Source organism: Pseudonocardia sp. CA-107938 (genome assembly GCF_050936315.1).
In the GTDB taxonomy this organism is placed as follows: Bacteria; Actinomycetota; Actinomycetes; order Mycobacteriales; family Pseudonocardiaceae; genus Pseudonocardia.
Window position 1 is genome coordinate 3713826 of record NZ_JBNJNA010000001.1, and the last position, 21175, is coordinate 3735000.

Here is a 21175-nt window from a genome sequence, read left to right on the forward strand (position 1 = left end):
GCGATGAGGGTGTTCGAGGTTTCCAGCACCGCCGGATGTGGCGGGGTCGTCGTGCTGGAGGCGGTGCAGGACCTGGATCTCGCGACCGAGGCCGCGGCGCGGGCGGATCTGGGGCTGCTGCTGCGGCGGCACCGGGACCAGGCCGTCGTGATCGACTGCTCCGGGGTATTCGTCGCCCTCCGCGGGATGTACGTGCTCTCGGACGTCATCGGATCGATGCAGCCGGACGACATACCGGTCCGGGTCGTCGTTGGCCACGCCGTGCTCCACTGGGTCAATCGGATGATCGGCTGTCCGCTCGTCCTCGAGCCTTCCGTGCCGGACGCGGTGGCCGCCGCTACTGCGCCGCAGCTGCCCCGGCTGACGGCGGTGCGCAGTGTGGAGGAGCTGTTGGCCGCCGCCCCCGAGATCCTGCGGGTCGACGGCGTGGGGTTGATGCTGCTCGACGAGCACGACCGGTTGCGACCGATCGGGGCGAGCGACCCGATCAGCGAACTGCTGCAGGAGGCGCAGCAGGTGGAGGGGTTCGGTCCCGCCCACGACGTGGTGCGGACCGGTGCGGTGGTCGAGGTCGTCGACCTCGACCTCGACATCCGCTACGCAGGGCTGAGGGTCTGCGCGGGCGCACCGGGCGGCACGTCCGTCCGCGGCGTCGTCTCGGCTCCGGTGTGCGTCGGAGGGCGCGTCTTGGGAGCATTCACCGTCATGCGGACCGGCACCGAGGGTTGGACCGGCGTGCAGCGGCGGGCGATCCTGGCCTGCGCTGCCGTCATCGGCTCGGTGCTCGCCGTCCACGGTGCCGGTTCCGCCTCGGCCTGAAGCCGGCGACCTGGGAGGTCCCGTGGCATCCATCGATCCGGCCGGCCTCGCGGCCAGCCTGCGCCGACTGGAGGGGCTCGGCGAGGGAGAGCTCCTGAAGAGCCTGGACCTCGTCGTCACGGCCTGCGTCGAGCTCTTCCAGGTCACCGGCAGCGGTCTGATGATCGCCGACGAGCAGAACGTCCTGCAGTACGCCGTCGCGAGCGACGGGCCGGGGCACGTGCTGGAGGAGGTGCAGACCGAGACCGGTGAGGGCCCGTGCGTGGACACCTTCGTCAACGACGAGATGACCACGACCGACGACATCGCGGGCGACGAGCGATGGCCGGCCAGCCGTGACACCGTTGCGAGCAACGGTGTGCGGGCCGTCCTCGGTGTCCCGGTGCGGCTGGGCGGTGTCCCCGTCGGCTCCCTCGACGTGTACCGGGACCGGCCGCACCGCTGGGACGCCACGGAGGAGGCCGCCCTGGCCCGCTACGCGACCGTCGTCGCGTCGACCCTGCAGACGGCACTGGAGGCCCGGCGGGCCGGGGAGCTGGCCGACCAGCTCCAGTACGCGCTGGACAACCGCGTCGTCATCGAGCGGGCGGTCGGCTTCCTGATGGCCCGGCGCGACACCCAGGCGGTGACCGCCTTCAACCTCCTGCGCAGCAAGGCGCGCCACGACCGGCGCAAGATCGGTGACATCGCCCGCGACGTGCTGCGCCACGGCGACCTGACCTGATCACTGGCCGTTCCCAGCCGGCTCCCAGGTTCGCGATCTACGGTCGCGGCGTGCCATGGCAGCGCAGAGTTCGGCAGGCGGGCCCGATGGCCGTGGCGGTACTGGCCGCCGTGGCCGTCCGGATCGTCGTCCTCGGCTTCGAGTCCGGGGACTACCAGCACTTCATCAAACCCTGGTACGACTTCATCGCCACGCACGGCGGGTTCGCGGCGCTGGCGCACCGGTTCTCCGACTACAACGTGCCGTACCTCTACCTGCTCGCGCTGCTGACGTACCTACCGGTGCCGGCGCTCGTCGGGGTCAAGATCATTTCGGTGGCCTTCGACCTGGTGCTGGCGTACTTCGTGCACCGCATCGTCGCGCTGCGCCACGGCGGCAGCCGGCTGCCGTCGCTGGCCGCCGTGGTCGTGCTCTTCCTGCCGACGGTGGCGGTCAACAGCGGTATGTGGGGACAGGCCGACGCGATCTACGCCGCGTTCGGCGTCGGTGGCGTGTACTTCGTCCTGCGCAGACGGCCGTGGCTCGCCGGTGCGTTCTTCGGCCTGTCGCTGGCCTTCAAGCTGCAGGCGGTCTTCCTGTTCCCGCTGCTGCTGGCGCTGGTGCTGAAGAAGTGGATGCCGTGGCGGACGCTGCTGGCCGTCCCCGCGACCGTCGCGCTCGCGGCCGTGCCGGCGCTGGCGGTCGGTGCGCCCCTCGGAGAGCTGCTGTCGGTGTACGTGCACCAGACGGCCGAGTACACCGCCCTCACCCTCAACGCACCCTCGATCTACCAGTTCCTGCCGGCGGACGCCGATGCCGCGGTGATCCGGCCCCTCGGGGTCGGGGTGGCCGGTGTCGTCGTGCTGGGGCTGTGCCTCGCCGTGGGGCTGAGCCGGGAACGGCTCACCGTGCCGCGGGTCGTGCTCATGGCAGCGGCGACGGCACTTCTGGTCCCGTTCCTGCTGCCGTCGATGCACGAGCGCTACTTCTACGTGGCCGAGGTGCTCACCGTGGTCGCCGCGTTCCACCGACCGCGCCTCTGGTACGTGCCGGTCCTCGTCCAGGTGGCCTCGTCCCTGGCCTACCTCCACGTGCTCCTGCCGCCGAGCGGCCCGAGGTCGGCCGAGTTCGCGCCCACGGCCGAGTTCCGCGTCCTCGCCGCGCTCATGGCGGTCGCGTGCGCGTCGCTCCTGTGGGCGACGTTCCAGGAGTTCCGGCGACCGGTCACGCAGGCCTGCCCGGGGCTCGAATCGCCGTCGGAGGCGGCGCCGCCCTCGTCCTCCGCCGTCGAGCCGGGAGCGACGGCTGACCCGAGCCCCGTCAGGAGATCGGGTTGTACACCCCCAGCGGCACGGTGCAGAACGGGCCGCCGAGGTACTCGGCAGCGGGGCCGGTGACGTCGGGCAGCCCCTCGAACTCGGCGAGGTGGTCCTCGGCGTTGTCCAGGGACTTGTAGCCGATGGCCTCGGCCTCCGCGATCGAGTACATGCGCCGGGTGTTGTCGGAGACCCCCCAGATGATCCGGTAGCCGGGGGAGGGGCAGGCGAGGCACGCCTCGAACAGCCGCGCGCCGTCGTCGGGGGAGAGCCAGGTGACGAGGCCGCGCTTGCCGAGCGCCTGCGGTGACTCGAAGAGGGTGCCGATCCGGATCACGATCACGTCCATGCCGAACCGGGAGTGGTAGAGGCTGCCGAGCGCCTCGATCGCGGCCTTGCTGACGCCGTAGTAGGTGTCGGGGCGGGGCGAGCTGTCGGCGGGGAACCCGTCCTCGCCGGCGTCGGCGACGCGCCGGAACCCGACGGCGTGGCTGCTCGACGCCAGCACGATGCGCGTCACCCCGGCGGCACGCGCGGCCTCCAGGAGGGTGTGCGTGCCGTCGACGTTGACCCGGAGCGACTCCTCCCACGAGCTCTCGCGGCTGAGCCCGCCGAGGTGGATCACGGCGTCGACGCCGGCGCACGCCTGCGCCATCACCTCCGGGTCGGTGACCGACCCGGTGATCAGCTCGACCGCCTCGCCGGGCTCCGGCTCGGGCTGCGGGACGACGTCGAGCAGGCGCAGCACCCGTCCGGCCCGTCGCAACCGGGGCCGCATCAACGTGCCGACGATGCCGGCCGAGCCGGTGATGAGGACGCGCTGGTCTGCCATGGGACTCCGTTCAGTGATCGGGCTGGTCAGCGGATGCCTGCTCGGCGCAGCCGCATCCCGAGCTCGGCGGTGGCCCGCACGAGGAGCTCGCCGACCTCCTCGGCCTCGGCGTCGGTCACCTGCTCCACCGGCATCGAGCAGCTGATCGCGTCGGTGGCCGGGATGCGGTACGGGATGACGGCGGCGACGCAGCGCACGCCCAGTGTGCCTTCCTCGACCTCGGCGCCGTAGCCGCGGTCGCGGGTGATCGCGCACTCGGCGTGCAGGGCGTCGCGGTCGGTGATGGTGGACGGGGTCAGCGCCGGCAACGTGGGCGGCAGCAGCGCGTCGACCTCGTCGCGGGTGAGCTCGGCCAGCAGCGCCTTGCCGAGCGCCGTGGCGTGCGTGGGCAGGGTGCGTCCGACCCGCGAGACGAGGTGCGTGGAGCGCCGCGACTCGCGCGTCTCCAGGTACACCACCTCGGAGCCGTTGCGGCGGGCGAAGTGCGCGGTGAACCCGGTGCGGTCGCGGATCTCCTCGAGCGTCTCGGTGGCGAGCGGCACCACCGGGTCGCGGTCGATGTAGGCGGTGCCGCAGATCAGCGCGTTGACGCCGAGGCGGTAGCTCGCGGTGGCGGCGTCGGCCTCCAGCCAGCCCGCCTCCAGCAGCGTGCGCAGCAGCCCGTGCAGGCTGGACCGCGGCAGGCCGGTGCGGGTGTGCAGGTCGGCGAGCGTCAGCCAGACCTCGCCGCCGGCGAACGTCTCGATGAGCTCGATCGCGCGTCGCGCCGACTTCACGCCGGCCTCGGTGCTGCCGGCGCCGTACTGGCGGAGCTGTGCTTCCCGGGGCACGTGGAACTCCTCCGATGCGCGGTTGACGTGTGACCGGCACAACATTAGCTTCCTGTGCGGCGTTCGCATAGGCGAACGTCGTCACGTTAGCAGACTTCGTTCACATATGTGAACACGAAGGGGGTGGTCGAGCGATGCACGTCCTCGACTGGACGATGGTGTCCCTCTACTTCGCGCTGATGGTGGGCATCGGCTGGTGGTCGCACCGCCGGATCCACGACGTGAAGGACTTCTTCACCGCGGGCGGGAAGATGCCGTGGTGGCTGGCCGGTATCTCGCACCACATGTCCGGCTACAGCGCGGTCCTCTTCGTCGCCTACGCGGGTGTCGCCTACACCGACGGCATCACCGTCTACTTCTGGGGCTTCGCGAGCATCGGGATCGGCGTCGGCATCGGGAGCTGGCTCTTCGCCGCCCGGTGGAACCGGTTGCGCTCCAAGCTCGGCGTCGCCTCCCCGCTGGAGTACCTCGCGAAGCGCTACAACGTGCCGACGCAGCAGGCGCTCGCGTGGAGCGGCAGCCTGTTGAAGATCTTCGACATCGCCGCGAAGTGGTACGCCGTCGCCACCCTGCTCTTCGTCTTCGCCGGGGTGCCCTACGTCTGGGGCATCGTCATCACCGGCACCGTCACGCTGATCTACTGCACGGTCGGCGGTCTGTGGGCCGACGCGCTCACCGACTTCGGCCAGTTCGTCATCCAGGCGCTCGCCGCCGTCGTGATGCTGTGGGTGGTGCTCGACAAGTTGGGCGGCATCTCCGGCCTCTGGACGCTGTGGGGCCAGCTCCCGCCGTCGCACCTCAACCCGACCACCTCGAAGTTCACCACCGTCGTGCTGCTGGTCTACGTGCTGGTGAAGACGCTGGAGTACAACGGCGGGATGTGGAACCTGGCGCAGCGGTACATGGCGGCGCCCAACACGTACGAGGCCCGGCGCGGCGCGCGGCTCTCGTCGGCGCTCTACCTGCTGTGGCCGCTCGTGATGATGTTCCCGATGTTCGCCGCGCCGCTGCTCGTGCCCGGCCTGCAGGACCCCAACACGTCCTACGCCGTCATGACCACGACGTTCCTGCCCGCCGGCCTGATCGGCCTGGTGCTCGCCGGGATCTTCTCCCACACCATGGCGATGGTGTCCTCCGACGCCAACGCGATCTCGGCGGTGATCACCCGCGACATGATCCCGGTGCTGGTGAAGCGGGCCCGGCAGTGGACCGACGAGCAGGGCCTGGCGGCCGCGCGGATCACCACCGTCGTCTTCGTGGTGCTGACCATGCTCGTCGCCACGCAGGCGCAGAACCTCGGCGGCGTGCTGACCATCGTCGTCCAGTGGGTGGCGGCGTTGATGGGCCCGATCTCGATCCCGCTGCTGCTGGGCATGCTGCCGTGGTTCCGCCGGTCGGGCTCGCGGGCGGCGCTCGCGTCGTGGGCGGCCGGCCTGCTGGCCTACGCGCTCGCCTACTACGTGTTCAACGCGACCCTGGCCGTGACGGTCTCGGCGCCGATCCTCATCTCGCTGGCCGTGTTCGTCGGCCTCGGGTGGATCGCACCCGAGCGCCGGCCGTCCACGGACGAGATCATCGACGTCATCGGTCGCGAAGACGCTGACGACGTCCCGACGAAAGACGGGTCCGCGGTCCCCGCGTGACCCCCGGCACCAGAGACGAGAGAGCTGACACCTGATGGAGCACACGGTCGCGCTGGACGGCCTGCTGGCCTTCCCGCTCACCCCGTTCACCGAGGACCTCGAGCTGAACCTCGACGCGTTCGCGGAGAACGTCGAGAGTCACGTCGCGGCCGGGGCGGGTGCACTGTTCGTCGCGTGCGGCACCGGTGAGTTCAGCTCGCTGGCGCCGGGCGAGCTGGCGGCGCTCCTGAGGCGGGCCCGGGAGGTCGTCGGGGGTCGGGTGCCGGTGTGGGTCGGCGCGGGCGGTGGTGCGGCCACCGCCCGCGCCGGGATCGCGGCAGCTCAGGAGGGCGGCGCCGACGGCGTCCTCCTGCTGCCGCCCTACCTGGTGACGGGGCCGCCGAGCGGGCTGCTCGACCACGTCCGGTTCGCCGTCGGCGAGTCGTCGGTGCCGGTGATCGTCTACCACCGCGGGACGGGGGTGTTCACGGCGGCGACGGCGGCGGCGCTGCTGGACGTCCCGTCGGTGGTCGGCCTCAAGGACGGCTACGGCGACGTCGACCTGATGACCCGCATCGTCACCACGATCCGCTCGGTGGGGAGCGAGCGGGCGCAGCGCTTCCTGTTCTTCAACGGCCTCCCGACGGCGGAGGTCTCGGCGAAGGCGTACGCGCCGATCGGGGTGGCGCGCTACTCGTCGGCGGTGCACTGCTTCGCGCCGGAGATCGCGATGCGGTTCCACCGCGCGCTCGGCGAGGGCGACCACGCCGTGATGGACGCCCTGCTCGCCGGGTTCTACCTGCCGCTGGTCGCGCTGCGCGACGAGACGCCGGGCTTCGCGGTCTCCCTGGTCAAGGCGGCCGCGCGGCTGCGCGGCGACAAGGTGGGCACGGTCCGGCCACCGCTGGTGGAACCCACGCCCGACCAGATCGACCGGCTCGGCACGATCATCGAACGCGGCTACGCCGTGCTGGGGGCGCTCTGATGCGGATCATCGATGCCGAGCTCACGCCCGTCGCGTTCGCCGACCCGCCGCTGCTCAACATGATGGGCGTGCACGAGCCGTACGCGCTGCGCAGCATCCTGCAGCTGCGCTGCGAGGACGGCGTGGTCGGGCTGGGCGAGACCTACGGCGACCTCGCGCTGGTCGAGCAGGTCCGCGCCGTGCTCCCGCAGCTGGCCGGGCGGGACGTGTTCGACCTGCCCGGGCTGCGCCGGCTCGTCGCCACGACGATCGGCGGCTCGGTGTTCGCCGACGCGCACGGGCTGACCGGCGGGTCGTCGCTCGACAAGACCGTCGCCACCGTCTACTCGCTGTTCGAGGTGGCGTCGCTCGACGCGCAGGGCCACTACCTGGGCCGACCCGTCGTCGACCTGCTCGGCGGCAAGGCCCGCGACGCCGTCGACTTCTCGGCGTACCTGTTCTACAAGTACGGCGGCCACCCCGGCTCCGATCCCGACGACTGGGGCGAGCTGCTCACGCCCGACGCGATCGTCGGCTCGGCGAAGCGCATGATCGACGAGTACGGCTTCCGCTCGATCAAGCTCAAGGGCGGCGTGTTCCCGCCGGAGCAGGAGATCGAGGCCATGCGGGCGCTGGCCGAGGCGTTCCCGGACCACCCGCTGCGGCTCGACCCCAACGCCGCCTGGACGCCGGAGACGAGCATCCGCGTCGCCCACGAGCTCGACGGCGTGCTGGAGTACCTGGAGGACCCGACGTCGGGCATCGAGGGCATGGCGACGGTCGCCGCGCAGGCGAGCATGCCGCTGGCCACCAACATGTGCGTGATCCGCTTCGCCGACGTCGCGCCCGCGTTCCGCGCCGGCTCCGTGGGCGTCGTGCTGTCGGACCACCACTTCTGGGGCGGCCTGCGCGACACGCAGGCCCTGTCGGTGACGTGCGAGACGTTCGGCGTCGGGCTGTCCATGCACTCCAACAGCCACCTGGGCATCTCGCTCGCCGCGATGGTGCACGTCGCCGCCGCGACCCCGCACCTCACCTACGCCTGCGACACGCACTGGCCGTGGAAGTCCGAGGACGTGATCGTGCCCGGGGCGCTGGAGTTCCGCGGTGGCGCCGTCGCGGTGCCGGACAAGCCCGGCCTCGGCGTCGAGCTGGACCCGGACGCGCTGGCCCGCGCGCACGAGACGTACGTGCGCAGCGGCCTGACCAAGCGCGACGACGCCACCTACATGCAGCGCTTCGTGCCCGGCTTCACCCCGAACCGGGGCCGCTGGTGAAGCTCGTCGGCTACGCGTACCCGTGGGACGTGCCCACGCCGGGCTTCGTCGAGCGGGCGCAGGGGCTCGGCGTCGACGAGGTGGCGGTCGCCGTCGCCTACCACAGCGCGCGGGCAGCGACGCCGTGGTCGCCCGACGGCACGTCGGTGATCGCCCGGCACGCGGCGTTCTACCGGCCGGTCCGTGCGGAGGCGTGGGACGGCGCGGTGCTGCGGCCGGCGCCGCCGGACTGGGTGCCCGGGCCGGACAGCGCCGGTCACGCCGTGCGCACGCTGACCGCCGCGGGCATCCCGGCGGCCGCCTGGATCGTGCTCACGCACAACTCGCTGCTGGGGGGCCGGTCGCCGGAGCTGGCCGTGCGCAACTGCTTCGACGAGGTCTACCCGTGGGCGCTGTGCCCGGCCCAGGACGCCGTGCGCACCTACGCCGCCGTGCTGACCGCCGAGAGCCTGCGCGACCTGGAGTTCTCGTCGGTGATCCTGGAGGCCTGCGGCCCGCTCGGCGCCGTCCACCAGCACCAGCACGAGAAGACCGACGGCGTCTGGTCGCCCGCCGTGGCGCGCCTGCTGTCGATCTGCTGCTGCGCCGCGTGCGCGGCCGGGTGGCGCGCCGCCGGCCAGGACCCGGACCGGGTGCGCGCGGCGTTGCGGGCAGAGGTGCGCCGGCTCATCGTCGACCTCGACACCACCGTCGACGAGCTGCCCGGCGAGCTCAGCGACGTGCTGCTCACCACCCGGCAGCAGGCCGTCGACGCCCTGCGGGCCGCCGTCCTGGAACGGATCGGGCGGGGCCCGCGCGTCGTCCTGCACGGCGCGCTCGACCCCTGGGTCACGGGCGCCCTTCCCGGGCTCACCCCGCGCGCGGCCGACGACGTCGACGCCGTGGTGCTGCAGAACTGGGCGCCCGGCCGGGTGTCGATCGACGCCGTCGCCGCGGCGCGGGCGCAGCTGCCCGAGCGGGTGGCCGTCGGCAGCTACGTCACCGCGGTGGCGGCGAACCCGGTGCCCGACATGGGCGCCTACGTCACCGATTTGGCCAAGGCCGGCGCCGCCGAGCTGCACCTCTACCACCTCGGCCTCGCCGGGCCGGCCCGCTGGCCCGACCTGCAGGCTGCCGCGACCGCGGCACACGAGTAGACAGGCACACATGGGTACTTCTCTCGACTCGGTGCTGGCCGCTGCCGCGAGCGCGGCCGCACCGGCGGCAGCCAGCACGCCGACCGTCCGCGCCGGATGGCTCGACGCCGTCGCCGACGCGCTCGACGCCGCGGCCGCCGAGCTGATCCCGCTGGCCGCCGCCGAGACGCACCTGCCGGAGGCGCCCCGGTTGAAGGGCGAGCTGGCCCGCACCACGTTCCAGCTGCGCCTCTTCGGCGACGTCCTGCGCGACGGGGCGTTCCTCGGCGCCACCGTCGACCACGCCGACCCTGAGTGGCCGATGGGCCCGCGGCCGGACATCCGCCGGGTGCTCGTGCCGATCGGGCCGACGCTCGTCTTCGCGGCCAGCAACTTCCCGTTCGCGTTCAGCGTGGCCGGCGGCGACACCGCGTCCGCGTTGGCCGCGGGCTGCCCGGTGGTGCTGAAGGCGCACCCGGGCCACGAGGAGCTCTCCACCCGGACGGGCGCGATCGTGCGCGAGGCACTGGCCGCCGCCGGTGCCCCGGCGGGCCTCTTCGACGTCATCCACGGCGTCGAGGACGGGGTGACCGCGCTGAAGGACCCGCGCATCGCGGCCGCCTCCTTCACCGGCTCGGTGGCCGGCGGGCGCGCGCTGTTCGACATCGCCGTCTCCCGGCCCACGCCCATCCCGTTCTACGGCGAGCTGGGCAGCGTCAACCCGGTCGTCGTCACGCCCGGTGCGGTCGCGGCCCGGGGCCCGGCCATCGCGAAGGGCTACGCCGGCTCGTTCAGCCTGGGTGCCGGGCAGTTCTGCACGAAGCCGGGCCTGCTGTTCCTGCCGGCGGGTCACGGCCTCGACGAGGACCTCCGCGCCGCCGTCACCGCGGCCGCGGCGCAGCCGATGCTGAACGACCGCATCTCCTCCGGGTTCACGCAGCGGCTGGACGAGGTGCGCGGGGCGCCCGGCGTCGAGGTGCTGGTCGCCGGGGGAACAGACGGATCGACGTTCACCCCGACCCTGCTCGCCACCACGGCCAAGGCGTTCGCGGAGGCCGACGCGACGGTCCGCGAGGAGTGCTTCGGGCCGGCATCGCTGATCGTGACCTACACCGACCAGGCCGAGCTGCTCGACGTCCTGGACGGGCTGGAACCCGGCCTCACCGCCACTGTCCACGGCGAGGAGAGCGAGGCCGAGCTGGTGCGTGGCCTGCTGCCCAGCCTGACCCGGCTGGCCGGGCGCCTGCTGTGGAACGACTGGCCCACCGGCGTCACCGTCAGCTGGGCGCAGCAGCACGGCGGCCCGTACCCGGCCACCACGGCGCCCACCACGACGTCCGTGGGCACGGCCGCGATCGAGCGGTTCCTGCGGCCCGTGGCGTGGCAGGGGTTCCCCGACGCGCTCCTGCCGGACGCGCTCCAGGAGGCCAACCCGTGGCAGCTGCCCCGGCGCACCGACGGCGTTCCCCCGTGGGCACGGAATCGGGAATGAATGCGCAGGTCTTTGTCACCGTCGGGCAACCCCCGATCGTGATAGTGATCTGAATTCGGTCCCACCTTTTACCGACGGCTAACCCCGCAATGCCGATTCCCGTTCTACCGTTGTGACAACGGGATCGGGCGGGGGTGACAGGCGTGCGTTCGCTTCGGAGCGTCCTGGTCGTCTCCGCCGCCGCGGCGTTCGGCGTCGTGACGTGGTCGACGGCGCACCTCCTGACCACCGTCCTGTTCGCCCACACCCATGACGGGACGAGCCCCTGTGCCCCCGTCCACCAGGGCGTCGGCGCGATCATGCTCGCGATGGCGGCCTTCGTGGTCACGGTGGTCGCGGCCGGCCTGGCCCCCGGCCAGCCGCGGTGGGCAGGCCTGCTCCGCCCCGGCTCGCTGGCAGCCGCGGGTGCGCCGGCGACGTTCCTGCTGATCGAGTGGGCGGAGCACCTGGCGGCCGGCGCGGAGGGGCCGCCGGCAGCGCTGCTCGTCGTCGGCGCCGGAGTGCACGCCGCGATGGGAGCGGCGACGCCGCTGCTCTGGAACGTGTTCGTGCAGCGGACGATCGTCGAACTGGCACTGCCGCAGTTCGCAGTTCCTCCTTCGGACGAGGAGTCCCCGGCGCAAGCGCCGGATCGGGCCTGGGCCGCGTCGCGGCTCTCGTCGAGGATCTCGAGCAGGGCGCCACCGGCGTACGGGAACCACCGCCCGTACCCCTGCCGCATCTGACGGCAGCGCCCTTTCCCGACGAATCGTCGTGCCCGATCGAAGGAATGATCTGTGATGTCTTCTGCCCATTCTCCCGAGGTATCGACCGCGCCGGCCCGGTGGCTGCCGAGGACGGCGTCGTTGCTGCTCCTCGTCGGTGCGGTGATGGCTGCGCTCGCCGCGCCGGCGTACGCGCAGGCTGCGCCCACCCCGTCACCGGAACCGTCGGCCGGGTCCGTGCTGGTCGACCTGAGGCTGTGGATCCTGGGCGCGCTCGTGCTCGCCGTCGTACTGGCGTTCGTCGTCATCGCCCGGCTGTCGCGGGACTCGTCGGGCGGTGACGACTGACCGGTTGCCCTCAGGGCCGCCAGGTCCGCAGCCACACGGTGTGCGGCGAGCGGCGCAGCTCGGCCAGCTGCCCGTCGGTGAGCTCGAGGTCGGTGTCGGCGATGACGTAGCCGCGGTCGCCGAGCGTGGTCAGCGACTCGCCCACGACGTTGGCACCGGCGTCGGCGATGAGCTGGTGGATGCCGGCCAGCACCCCCGGGGCGTTGGCGTGCAGGTAGCCGATGCGGAAGTTGCCCTGAGGATGCGGCGGCGCCACGGCGGGCAGGTTCACCGAGAGCGCGGTGTTGCCGCGCTGGACGAACCCGAGGAACTTGCCGGAGACGAAGTGCCCGATCTCCTCCTGCGCCTCCTGGGTGGAGCCGCCGACGTGCGGGGTGAGGATCACGTTGTCGAGCCCGCGCAGCGGCGACTCGAACGGGTCGCCCTGCGCCTTCGGCTCGATGGGGAAGACGTCCATGGCGGCGCCGGCGAGGTGCCCGGACAGGATGTTGTCGCGCAGGGCCTCCGCGTCGACGACCATGCCGCGCGAGGCGTTGATGAACATCGACCGCGGCTTCATCATCGCGAACTGCTCGGCGCCGAACAGGCCGGCGTTGCCCGGACGCCCGTCGACGTGCAGCGTGACGATGTCGGCCGCGGCCAGCAGCTCCGGCAGCGACCGCATCCGCCGCGCGTTGCCGTGCGCGGGCCGGTCGGCCGTGTCGTAGAAGATCACCCGCAGCCCGACGGCCTCGGCGACGTTCGACAGCTGGGTGCCGATGTTGCCGTACCCGACGATGCCGAGGGTGCGCCCGCGGATCTCGTGGCTGCCCTTCGCCGACTTGTCCCACACGCCCTCGTGCATGCGCTGGGTCTTCTCGGGCAGCCGCCGGGCCAACGCGATGATCTCGCCGAGCACCAGCTCGACGACGCTGCGCGTGTTGGAGTACGGCGCGTTGAAGACGGCGATGCCGCGCGCGGCGGCGTCGGCGAGGTCCACCTGGTTGGTGCCGATGCAGAAGCAGCCGACGGCGAGCAGGTCCTTCCCGGCCTCCAGCACCCGCGGCGTGATGGTCGTGTTGGACCGGATCCCGAGCAGGCTCACCCCGGGCAGCGCCTCGACCAGCTCGTCCTCGGTGAGCGACCGCGAACGGGCGTCGACCTCGTACCCGGCGTCACGCAGCGCCTCGGCCGCGACGGGATGGATGTTCTCGAGGAGGAGAGCCTTCACGTGTCCAGGCTAGTTCGCCGCGCCAGCCCTCCATCGGCTCACCCCGCACCGACGAAAGCAGCTACCGCGCCCGCCCGCCGGCCGGGGATCGTGCTGGTGTGATCACCGTGGACGGGTTGACGAAGCGCTACGGCGAGCTGGCGGCGGTGGACGGGCTGTCGTTCACCGTCGAGCCGGGCGCGGTCACCGGATTCGTCGGGGCGAACGGCGCCGGCAAGTCGACGACGCTGCGGATGCTGCTCGGTCTTGACGCCCCGACGGCCGGGACGGCGACGTTCAGCGGGCGCCGCTATTGCGCGCTCCCGCAGCCGGCCCGCACCGTCGGCGCGCTTTTGGACCCGCGGTGCGCGCACCCCGGGCGCAGCGCGCGCGACCACCTGCGCTGGATGGCCGCCGCCGCCGGCCTGCCGTCCGCGCGGATCACCGACGTGCTGGAGCAGACGGGGATCGCGCGCGCCGCCGACCGGCGGGTGGGCGGGTTCTCCCTCGGCATGCGCCAGCGGTTGGGCATCGCCGGCGCGCTCCTCGGCGACCCAGCGGTGCTGGTGCTCGACGAGCCGCTCAACGGCCTCGACCCTGACGGCATCCGCTGGGTGCGCGAGCTCCTGACCGGGCTCGCGGCACAGGGTCGGACCGTGTTCGTGTCCAGCCACCTGCTGGGCGAGCTGGAGCACACCGCCGAACGCGTGGTGGTGATCGGGCACGGGCGGTTGCTCGCCGCCGGGACGATCGCCGACCTGCGCGGGCACACCGCGGTGCTGCGCATCGTCCCGGCCGACCCGTGCGCGACGGCGGACCTCGCCGGAGCGCTCGACCGGGCCGGCGGGACCGTCGACCGAGCCCCGGACGGTCTGTCCGTGCGCGGGCTGCCCCCGGAGGCGGCCGGCCGGGTCGCCCTCGAACGCGGGGTCGCGCTGCGCGAGCTCAGCCTGCACGACCGTGGCCTGGAGGCGGCCGTCCGCGCCCTGTCGAGCGGAGCGGCGTCGTGATCGCGACGATCCGGTCCGAGCTGATCAAGGCCGTCACCGTGCGCTCGGTGCCGGCGCTGGCCGCGGCAGCACCGGTCGCCGCGGTGCTGCTGGCGGCCGTGTTCGTGCTCAGCCTGCCGGTCACGCAGGGCCGGACGGTCACGGAGGTGCCACCGCCCGACGTCGTCGGGGCCGCTCTGGTCGGCGTCGACGTCGCGGCCGTCGTGCTGGTCGTCCTGGGCGCGCTGATCGCCGGCTCGGAGTACCCGACGGGCACGATCGCGCCCACCTTCCTCCTCACCCCCCACCGCGAACGGGTGATCCTCGCGAAGGCCGCCGTCGTCGTCGGGATCGCGGTGCTGGTCGCGATCACGGCCGCGACGCTGTGCGTGGCGGTCGGGCAGGCGGCGCTGCTGCTGGCCGGGCTGGACCTCACCCCGATCGACGTCCGGTTGCTGGCCGGCACGGCCGCCGGGCCCGTGGTGTACGCCGTGGCGGGCCTCGCGGTGGCCGTGACCACCCGCAGCACCGGCGGCGGGGTCGCCGGCGCACTCGCCTTGCTCCTGCTCCCGGGCGTCGTCGGCTGGGTCGACGCGCTGGCCGTCCTCGCACCGCTGATGCCGTCCGCGGCGGTGCACGGCCTGGCCGGCGTGTCGACGCCCGGCACCGCCGAGCACCTCGCCGCAGCCCCGGCCGCGCTGCTGCTCGTCGGCTGGCTCACCGGACCCGTCGGGTTCGCCGCATGGCGCGCCGCCACCCGCGACGCCTGACGTCGCGTCGCACCCACACCGTCCGGTAAGGAGAACCCATGCCCACCCTCGCGGAGGACCTCGCGCTGCTGCTCGTCGACCCGGCGACGGGCAAACCGCTGGTCGACGGCACGGCGTTCGACCGCGTCATCGGCGGTGCGCTGCTGCTCGACCTGGCCGGCGCCGGCCGCCTGACCGTGTCCGGCACGGGCAGCAGGGCGCGGATCACGGTCGTCGGCGAACCGACCGGCGACGCGCTGCTCGACGCGGCCGCCGAGCGCCTCGGCACGAGGAGGCGCCGCGCGGCGTCCGCGGTGGAGCGGCTGTCGTCGAAGCTGCGGGCGGCGACGTTCGACCGGCTCGCCACGGCCGGGATCGTCGCGGGGGAGACGAGCCGCGTCCTCGGCGTGTTCCCGGCGACGACCTGGCGGTTCGTCGACCCCGCGCCGCGGGCGGCGCTGCACTCCCGCGTCGCGTCCGCGCTCGCCGGCAAGACCGATCCCGACGAGCGCACCGCCGCGCTCGTGTCGCTGCTCTACGCGGTGAAGGCCGAGCACAAGGTCGTCGACGGGCCGCGGCGCGAGCTGCGCGCCCGCGCCAAGCAGATCGCGGAGGGCGACTGGGCCGGCTCGGCCGTGGCGCAGGCCGTGCAGGCGGTGAGGTCGACCATCATGTCCGCGGTCGTCGCGTCGTCGATCGCGGGAGCGGCGAGCAGCACTCAGTAGTACCGGCCGGAGATCTCCAGCCCGCGGTCGAGCGCCTCCGCCAACCGGTTGGCCGTCGACGGCGTGAGGCGCTGCTCGAGGGCCCAGTCGCGCGCCCGGTCGCGGAAGCCGGCGAGCCGCAGCCGCGCACCGTCGAGCATGTCCGTGAGCTCGGACCGCGCGAACTCGACGTACGGGTTGTCGCGCGGGATCGGCTCCTCGGCGTCGATGTCGACGTCGGCCCAGACGCGGATCCGCGAGCCGACGTGCTCGACCACGGAGGTGACGCCGTGACCGGTGTCGACGAGGCCGCCGTCGGCGGCAGCGTGCCGTCGCGCACGAGCAGCCCACCTATCGCGGCCGGGAATCCGGCGGGATCGCAGATCAGCTCCACGGCGTGCTCGGGGCTCACCGCCGGTGCCGGCGGGACGGGCCGGCGCCACCACCGGTCGGGTGGTCTGCGGCTGATCGATGGTTGCGCACCATGATCGCCCGCGCGGCGGCACCGACCTGCGCCGAGGTCATGGCGGTGTCGAGGAACAGCCAGGGGTCTGCTGTTGTCGAATCGCCAGGTCACCGCGGGTTCGGCGAGGCTCCACGGTTCCAGCACGGGCAGCAGCTCGGCCCTGCGGCGATGCTCGCGCGGCCGTGTCGGCCCGTCACGTCGATCGCCCGGTCGCCGGCCGCGAACGCCGCAGCTCCGCCAGGTCGACGGCACAGGAGGCAACGGCTCGTGCAGTCGCCCGCACAGCGCGTTCACCGCATGAGAGTCTGTGCGGCATGTTCCCGACGTTGCGCTCGGCCGCCGGTTCCGACACCGGTCGGCGGCGGTCGATGAACCAGGACTCGGCCGTGACGAGCACGCGGCTGCTCGCCCTGGCCGATGGGATGGGGGGCCATGCGCACGGCGAGGTGGCCAGCACCGTCGCCGTCACGTCGTTCCTCGATCTGGCCGGGCGCCTCGAAGGCGTCGATCTCGCCGAGGTGGATCTGCTCGCGAACCTCGCCGAGGCGATCGACGACGCGGCCGCCCGCATCACCGCGCTCGCCGACGCCGAGCCGGAGATGCGGGGCACCGGCACCACGGTCGTCGCCTTCCTCGTCGACGGCACCCGGATCGGGGTGCTGCACATCGGCGATTCCCGCGCCTACCTGCTGCGGGACGGCGAGCTGGTGCGGATGACCCGCGACCACACGCTCGTCCAGGCGCTCGTGGACGAGGGCCGGATCTCCGCCGAGGAGGCGGCCGATCACCCCCGCCGGTCGTGGCTGATCCGCACGCTGCAGGACGGCACCACCGCCGAACCCGACCTGTTCGAGCACGAAGGACGGATCGGCGACCGCTACCTCATCTGCTCCGACGGGGTCACCGCCGTGCTCGACGACGCGGAGATCCGGGACGTGCTGGCGAACGAGCAGGAGCGGGCCGGAGCGGTGGCCGCACTCATCGAACGGGCGAACGCGGGCGGCGGCCCGGATAACATCACGTGCATCGTCGCCGACCTGGTGGAGGAACCTGCTCCCGCTGAGCAGGCGCCTTTGATCGTCGGGGCTGCGGCCGAGCAGTCCGGGCGGTCCTGAGCCGATCGGACGGGTCGCAGCCCGCCGGAGAGGACGCGTGTGGCGCACGAGCCCGATATGTCCCCCGATGTGCTGCTGATCGCGGCGGCCGCGGCGGGCATGGCCCCGGCGGCGATGGTGGTGGTCGACGAGGCGGGGGTGCGCTGGCACAACGCCGCCGCCGCGCAGCTGGTCGAGCCGTACGGCGGGCACTGGTCCGACGGGAGCACCGGCGCCGCTGACGTCGTCACCGGCCTGCGCGGCGGGCCCCTGTGCCTGCGCTGGGCCGCCCCCGACGGATCCGTCCGGTGGTGGCGGGCGGAGCAGCGGGACGTGCCTGGCGGGCGGCTGGTCTCGCTGGTGGACGAGACCGACTACGACGGCGGACCCGTCACCGAGGTCCCCGGCACCGGCACCTGGGACTGGGACGTGGTGGCCGACCGGGTCCGCTGGTCGCCGGAGCTCTTCGGGATCATCGGCCTCCGGGCCGACGTCGGGGTTGACCGGCGGCAGCTCACCGAGCTGCTGCACCCGGACGACGCCCCGCTGCTGCGCCGCACGGCGATCGACGCGGCGCGCACCGGTGAGCCGTGGGTGCGCACCATCCGCATGTACCGGGCCGACCGCTCCGCCCTGCGCACGTTCGAGGTGCACGGCGAGGGCCGCCGCGGGCTCGCCGCGCAGCCGGTGGTCCGCCTGGTCGGCACCGCCCGGGACGTCACCGAGATGCAGACCGCACGGCGCGAGGTGGCGTTCCTTGCCGGGCACGACCTGCAGACGGGGGTGGCCAGCCGGCAGCGTCTCATGGCCTACCTCGCCGAGAGCGCTGCCGGCCCCGACCGCGGCGCCGTCGTCGTCATCGACGTGGACCACCTGGGCGAGGTCAACGAGCTGCACGGCATCGCCGTCGGGGACGAGGCGCTGCGTGCGCTGGCGAGCGTCCTGCGCCGCGAGATCGGCGGCGGGCCGCTGCTCGGCCGGATCGGTGGCGACCGCTTCGCCGCGGTCCTGCCCGCCCGCGGGATCGCCGAGGCGGTCGCAGCGGCCGACAGGCTCTGCGCAGCGGTCGATCGCACCCCCGTCCCGACGGGCGCCGGCATCATCCACGTCGCCGTGAGCGCCGGCGTCGCCGAGATCGTCCGCGACGACGTGGACGCATCGCTCGAGCACGCCGGGATCGCGCTCGACGAGGCCAAGCGCACCGGACGCAACCGCGCGGTCGGCTACTCCGACGAGCTGCGGCGCGCGGCCGGCGGCCGGTCCGCCCTGCTGCGGCGCGTGGCCGGCGCGCTCGAGGACGGCTCGATGCAGCTGGCCGCGCAGCCGATCGTCGACCTGCGCACCCACCGCACCACGCGGTACGAGCTGCTGCTGCGGTTGTGCGACGGGCTGGAGCCGCCGCTCGGGCCGGCCGAGTTCCTGCCTCCGGTGGAGCACACCGACCTGGTGCACCGGCTCGACCGGTGGGTCGTGGGACAGGCGGTGCGCGCGCTCGCGACGCCGCGCGCCCGCGAGTCGGGCCTGCGGCTGGAGGCCAACCTGTCGGGCCGCTCGCTGGAGGACCCGGACCTCGGCGGCTGGATCCTCGACGAGCTGCGCCGCAACGAGGTGCAGCCGGACCGGCTGGGCGTCGAGATCACGGAGACGGCGGCGGTCACCGAGCTGGCCGCAGCGCGCGGCCTGGCGACCCGGCTGGTCGAGGCTGGGGTCGGGTTCGCCCTCGACGACTTCGGCGCCGGGTTCGGCTCGTTCGCCTACCTGAAGCACCTGCGGTTCACGTCGGTGAAGGTCGCGGGCGACTTCGTCGCGCAGGTCGACCAGTCCGACACCGACCGGGCACTCGTCGGCGCGGTCGTGGCACTGGCGCGGCAGATGGGCATGGTCACCGTGGCCGAGCAGGTCGACCGGCCGGAGCTCGTCGGCGAGCTGCGCCGCCTGGGCGTGGACCACGGGCAGGGCTTCCACCTGGGCCGCCCCGCCCCACTGGTGGAACTGGTCGGCGCCGGCACCTGACCCCCGCGAGTCCTGCGTTCTGCGGGGCGAGTCTCGCGTTCTGCGGGGCGAGTCTCGCGTTCTGCGGGGCGAGTCCTGCGTTTCCGTCAGCGGCGGGCGACCAGCCGCCGCAGGGGCACGGGCCACCGCCGACCGCCGCGGGCGGCAAGCCGGGCGACGACGGCGTCGGGCACCGCGGGCGGCCACACACCGGCGGCCGAGAGCTCGGCGGCCAGTGCCGCCGCGTCCTGTTCCGGCACGTCCACCTCGAAGGCGACGCGGTCGTCGGCGAGCACTGCGAAGTCGGCAGCGGCGAGCAGCCAGCCGACGTCGTCGAGCGCGGAGCGGTGCGGCCACCCGTGCCGGTGGACGGCGCGCAGCGGCAGCTGCCCCGGCGCCCGCACGGCGGCCGACGGCGTGACCACGACGAGGGTGCCCGCCGGCCGCAGCACCCGCCGGACCTCGGCGAACACGCCGTCCACGTCGGGCGCGGCGGCGAGCACCGCGGTCAGGCAGATCCCGTCGAGCGCGTTCGTCCACACCGGCAGAGCCGCGGCAGCGGCGCGGGCCAGGCCGGACGCGGTGGCCAGCCCGACGCCCCGCGCGTCGGGGACGAGCTCGAGCGGGTACTCCGAGTCCGCCAGGGGAGCGGTCGCCCACGCGGCCGCCGTGCCACCTCCACCATCGGTCAGCCTCCCGAGCAGAGGTGTCGCGGACGGCCGCATGGGGCGAGTCTCGCGCGCCGGCCCGGCACACCGCCGGTGGGGTGCCGGCGGCCAGGCATAGCCTGGTCGGCATGGCGCAGGTGACTGCCGACGACAGCCGTTCCCGAACCGTCGCCGAGCGACGTCCACCGCGCACCGCCGCACTCCTGGTGCTGGCAGCCGCGATCGCCGTGCTGGTCGCCGCGGCGATCGTCGCCGGCAGCGGCGCACGCCCGCTCGTCGCGCTCGGCCTCCCCGATCCCGGCGAGCTGACGACGGTCGGGCTGCCCGCGGTGCGCGCGCTGTCCGAGATCAGCATGGTGCTCACGATCGGCGCGCTGCTGCTCGCGGCGTTCCTCGTGCCGCCGCAGCGCTCCGGCTACCTCGACGTCGCCGGCTTCCGCGCGGTCCGGGTCGCGTCGTGGACGGCGGCTGTCTGGGCCGTGGCGGCGCTCGCGCTGGTGCCGCTCAACGTCGCCGACGCGCTGGGCCGGCCGGTCACCGACGTGCTGGACCTGGGCCTGCTCGTCCAGCTGGTGCCCCGACTGTCCGCCGGCGCCGCATGGACGCTCACCGCGGTGATCGCGCTGGTCGTCCTCGCCGGTGCGCGGACCGTGCTGAGCTGGGGCTGGACGGTGGTGCTGTTCGCGCTGGCCGTGGCCGGCCCGCTGCCGGTGACGTTCACCGGGCACTCCGCCACCGGGGGCGCGCACGACGTCGCGTCCAACAGCCTGGTCCTGCACGTCCTCGCGGCGTCGCTGTGGGTGGGCGGTCTGGCCGCCGTCGTCGTGCTGGCGGCGGCGCGCGGGTCCGACCGGGCGACCGCGCTCGCGACCGCGGTGCCGCGGTTCTCCCGGCTGGCCCTGGCCTGCTGGATCGTCCTCGCGTTCACCGGCGTCGTGAACACGCTGGTCCGCATCCCGCTGTTCGCGCTGTTCGGCTCGTTCTACGGGCTGTTGATCCTGCTCAAGGTGGTGGCGCTGCTCGTGCTGGGCGGCATGGGCGCGCTGCACCGGCGGAGCACCGTCGACGCGGCCGCCGGCGGCAGCACGTCCGCCCTGGTGCGGCTCGCCGGCGTCGAGGTGCTGATCATGGCCGCGACCGTCGGGCTCGCCGTCGCGCTGGGCCGCTCCGCGCCACCCGACACGGGGGAGGGGCGCCCCTCGCGCACCGAAGTGGTGATCGGGTACGACCTGCCGGGCCCACCCGACCTCGGCACGCTGCTGTTCGCCTGGCGGTTCGACCTGATCCTCGGCTCGGCCGCAG

General features: G+C 73.6%; 22 protein-coding genes (1 of these 22 running past the window's edge). 17 read left to right on the forward strand and 5 right to left on the reverse strand.

Features of this window, described 5'->3' with window-relative positions; genetic code table 11:
- Nucleotides 1–3 precede the first annotated feature (3 nt).
- Genes ACQEVB_RS18555 through ACQEVB_RS18565 form a run of 3 tightly spaced genes read left to right on the forward strand, consistent with a single transcriptional unit; the run spans nt 4 to nt 2919 of the window.
- On the forward strand, nt 4–819 hold the full coding sequence (locus ACQEVB_RS18555) for a GAF domain-containing protein (protein ID WP_432972753.1): 816 nt from the start codon (nt 4–6) through the stop codon (nt 817–819).
- Between the two features lie 22 nt (nt 820–841).
- Nucleotides 842–1543 (forward strand): GAF and ANTAR domain-containing protein, encoded by a 702-nt coding sequence (locus ACQEVB_RS18560; RefSeq protein WP_432972756.1) that lies wholly within the window; start codon nt 842–844, stop codon nt 1541–1543.
- Between the two features lie 50 nt (nt 1544–1593).
- Entirely contained in the window at nt 1594–2919 is a 1326-nt protein-coding gene (locus ACQEVB_RS18565) for a hypothetical protein (protein ID WP_432972759.1), read from the forward strand.
- Here ACQEVB_RS18565 and ACQEVB_RS18570 read toward each other — a convergent pair.
- Both ACQEVB_RS18570 and ACQEVB_RS18575 read right to left on the reverse strand, forming a co-directional pair.
- On the reverse strand, nt 2843–3670 hold the full coding sequence (locus tag ACQEVB_RS18570; protein ID WP_432972762.1) for an NAD-dependent epimerase/dehydratase family protein: 828 nt from the start codon (nt 3668–3670) through the stop codon (nt 2843–2845). The genes ACQEVB_RS18565 and ACQEVB_RS18570 overlap by 77 nt on opposite strands.
- Before the next feature lie 26 nt (nt 3671–3696).
- Nucleotides 3697–4500, reverse strand: a complete 804-nt coding sequence (locus ACQEVB_RS18575) for an IclR family transcriptional regulator (protein WP_432972765.1) — start codon at nt 4498–4500, stop codon at nt 3697–3699.
- A 134-nt stretch (nt 4501–4634) separates the two neighbouring features.
- On the opposite strand from ACQEVB_RS18575, the gene ACQEVB_RS18580 reads away from it, so the two are divergent.
- The 7 genes from ACQEVB_RS18580 to ACQEVB_RS18610 all read left to right on the forward strand — a co-directional run bounded on the left by ACQEVB_RS18580 (nt 4635) and on the right by ACQEVB_RS18610 (nt 12022).
- On the forward strand, nt 4635–6143 hold the full coding sequence (locus tag ACQEVB_RS18580) for a sodium:solute symporter family protein (RefSeq protein ID WP_432972768.1): 1509 nt from the start codon (nt 4635–4637) through the stop codon (nt 6141–6143).
- Nucleotides 6144–6177: 34 nt separating this feature from the next.
- Complete coding sequence (locus tag ACQEVB_RS18585) at nt 6178–7107, forward strand: 5-dehydro-4-deoxyglucarate dehydratase (RefSeq protein ID WP_432972771.1); 930 nt, start codon at nt 6178–6180, stop codon at nt 7105–7107.
- Entirely contained in the window at nt 7107–8363 is a 1257-nt protein-coding gene (locus ACQEVB_RS18590; RefSeq protein ID WP_432972774.1) for a glucarate dehydratase family protein, read from the forward strand. The genes ACQEVB_RS18585 and ACQEVB_RS18590 overlap by 1 nt, the downstream gene beginning before the upstream one ends.
- The gene (locus tag ACQEVB_RS18595; protein ID WP_432972777.1) at nt 8360–9499 is read left to right on the forward strand and encodes a hypothetical protein; all 1140 of its coding nucleotides are present in this window, start codon (nt 8360–8362) and stop codon (nt 9497–9499) included. The genes ACQEVB_RS18590 and ACQEVB_RS18595 overlap by 4 nt, the downstream gene beginning before the upstream one ends.
- 10 nt (nt 9500–9509) lie before the next feature.
- A complete protein-coding gene (locus tag ACQEVB_RS18600; RefSeq protein WP_432972780.1) occupies nt 9510–10970 on the forward strand; it encodes an aldehyde dehydrogenase (NADP(+)) in 1461 nt (486 codons plus the stop codon).
- Between the two features lie 143 nt (nt 10971–11113).
- Entirely contained in the window at nt 11114–11695 is a 582-nt protein-coding gene (locus ACQEVB_RS18605; RefSeq protein WP_432972783.1) for a hypothetical protein, read from the forward strand.
- A gap of 120 nt (nt 11696–11815) precedes the next feature.
- Nucleotides 11816–12022: a hypothetical protein gene (locus tag ACQEVB_RS18610; RefSeq protein WP_432972786.1), complete on the forward strand. Its 207-nt coding sequence runs from the start codon at nt 11816–11818 to the stop codon at nt 12020–12022.
- 10 nt (nt 12023–12032) lie between these two features.
- On the opposite strand, the gene serA is transcribed toward ACQEVB_RS18610, so the two are convergent.
- Nucleotides 12033–13232 carry a phosphoglycerate dehydrogenase gene (gene serA, locus ACQEVB_RS18615; protein WP_432972789.1) on the reverse strand — a complete coding sequence of 400 codons (1200 nt, stop codon included), beginning with the start codon at nt 13230–13232 and terminating at the stop codon, nt 12033–12035.
- A 98-nt stretch (nt 13233–13330) separates the two neighbouring features.
- Between serA and ACQEVB_RS18620 the strand changes: the two genes are divergently transcribed.
- The 3 genes from ACQEVB_RS18620 to ACQEVB_RS18630 are packed head-to-tail and all read left to right on the forward strand — an operon-like array spanning nt 13331 to nt 15674.
- Entirely contained in the window at nt 13331–14221 is an 891-nt protein-coding gene (locus tag ACQEVB_RS18620) for an ABC transporter ATP-binding protein (protein ID WP_432972792.1), read from the forward strand.
- On the forward strand, nt 14218–14970 hold the full coding sequence (locus tag ACQEVB_RS18625) for a hypothetical protein (protein ID WP_432972795.1): 753 nt from the start codon (nt 14218–14220) through the stop codon (nt 14968–14970). The genes ACQEVB_RS18620 and ACQEVB_RS18625 overlap by 4 nt, the downstream gene beginning before the upstream one ends.
- A 38-nt stretch (nt 14971–15008) precedes the next feature.
- Nucleotides 15009–15674 (forward strand): GOLPH3/VPS74 family protein, encoded by a 666-nt coding sequence (locus tag ACQEVB_RS18630; RefSeq protein ID WP_432972798.1) that lies wholly within the window; start codon nt 15009–15011, stop codon nt 15672–15674.
- On the opposite strand, the gene ACQEVB_RS18635 is transcribed toward ACQEVB_RS18630, so the two are convergent.
- On the reverse strand, nt 15668–15931 hold the full coding sequence (locus tag ACQEVB_RS18635; protein ID WP_432972801.1) for a hypothetical protein: 264 nt from the start codon (nt 15929–15931) through the stop codon (nt 15668–15670). The genes ACQEVB_RS18630 and ACQEVB_RS18635 overlap by 7 nt on opposite strands.
- A gap of 12 nt (nt 15932–15943) precedes the next feature.
- On the opposite strand from ACQEVB_RS18635, the gene ACQEVB_RS18640 reads away from it, so the two are divergent.
- The 3 genes from ACQEVB_RS18640 (at nt 15944) to ACQEVB_RS18650 (ending at nt 19226) form a co-directional block, all read left to right on the forward strand.
- A complete protein-coding gene (locus ACQEVB_RS18640) occupies nt 15944–16141 on the forward strand; it encodes a hypothetical protein (protein WP_432972804.1) in 198 nt (65 codons plus the stop codon).
- A gap of 292 nt (nt 16142–16433) precedes the next feature.
- Nucleotides 16434–17234 (forward strand): PP2C family protein-serine/threonine phosphatase, encoded by an 801-nt coding sequence (locus ACQEVB_RS18645; RefSeq protein ID WP_432972807.1) that lies wholly within the window; start codon nt 16434–16436, stop codon nt 17232–17234.
- Nucleotides 17235–17291: 57 nt separating this feature from the next.
- Entirely contained in the window at nt 17292–19226 is a 1935-nt protein-coding gene (locus tag ACQEVB_RS18650) for a putative bifunctional diguanylate cyclase/phosphodiesterase (protein ID WP_432972810.1), read from the forward strand.
- Between the two features lie 86 nt (nt 19227–19312).
- Here the strand turns inward: ACQEVB_RS18650 and ACQEVB_RS18655 are convergent, their stop codons facing one another.
- Nucleotides 19313–19930 carry a methyltransferase domain-containing protein gene (locus ACQEVB_RS18655; RefSeq protein ID WP_432972813.1) on the reverse strand — a complete coding sequence of 206 codons (618 nt, stop codon included), beginning with the start codon at nt 19928–19930 and terminating at the stop codon, nt 19313–19315.
- Between the two features lie 71 nt (nt 19931–20001).
- Here ACQEVB_RS18655 and ACQEVB_RS18660 point away from each other — a divergent pair, with 71 nt between their 5' ends.
- Nucleotides 20002–21175, forward strand: partial view of a cytochrome c oxidase assembly protein gene (locus ACQEVB_RS18660; protein ID WP_432972816.1) — the 5' portion only. Its footprint extends 962 nt past the window's final position; the window shows 1174 of its 2136 coding nt (coding positions 1–1174); its start codon is at nt 20002–20004; its stop codon lies beyond the right edge, outside the window.

What these genes read in the sequence shown, in the direction of transcription:
- ACQEVB_RS18570 (WP_432972762.1), bottom strand. Translation starts at nt 3,670, where the DNA reads ATGGCAGACCAGCGCGTCCTCATCACCGGCTCGGCCGGCATCGTCGGC.
- ACQEVB_RS18590 (WP_432972774.1), top strand. Translation starts at nt 7,107, where the DNA reads ATGCGGATCATCGATGCCGAGCTCACGCCCGTCGCGTTCGCCGACCCG.
- ACQEVB_RS18650 (WP_432972810.1), top strand. Translation starts at nt 17,292, where the DNA reads ATGTCCCCCGATGTGCTGCTGATCGCGGCGGCCGCGGCGGGCATGGCC.
- ACQEVB_RS18645 (WP_432972807.1), top strand. Translation starts at nt 16,434, where the DNA reads ATGTTCCCGACGTTGCGCTCGGCCGCCGGTTCCGACACCGGTCGGCGG.
- ACQEVB_RS18580 (WP_432972768.1), top strand. Translation starts at nt 4,635, where the DNA reads ATGCACGTCCTCGACTGGACGATGGTGTCCCTCTACTTCGCGCTGATG.
- ACQEVB_RS18600 (WP_432972780.1), top strand. Translation starts at nt 9,510, where the DNA reads ATGGGTACTTCTCTCGACTCGGTGCTGGCCGCTGCCGCGAGCGCGGCC.
- ACQEVB_RS18585 (WP_432972771.1), top strand. Translation starts at nt 6,178, where the DNA reads ATGGAGCACACGGTCGCGCTGGACGGCCTGCTGGCCTTCCCGCTCACC.
- ACQEVB_RS18655 (WP_432972813.1), bottom strand. Translation starts at nt 19,930, where the DNA reads ATGCGGCCGTCCGCGACACCTCTGCTCGGGAGGCTGACCGATGGTGGA.
- ACQEVB_RS18555 (WP_432972753.1), top strand. Translation starts at nt 4, where the DNA reads ATGAGGGTGTTCGAGGTTTCCAGCACCGCCGGATGTGGCGGGGTCGTC.
- ACQEVB_RS18630 (WP_432972798.1), top strand. Translation starts at nt 15,009, where the DNA reads ATGCCCACCCTCGCGGAGGACCTCGCGCTGCTGCTCGTCGACCCGGCG.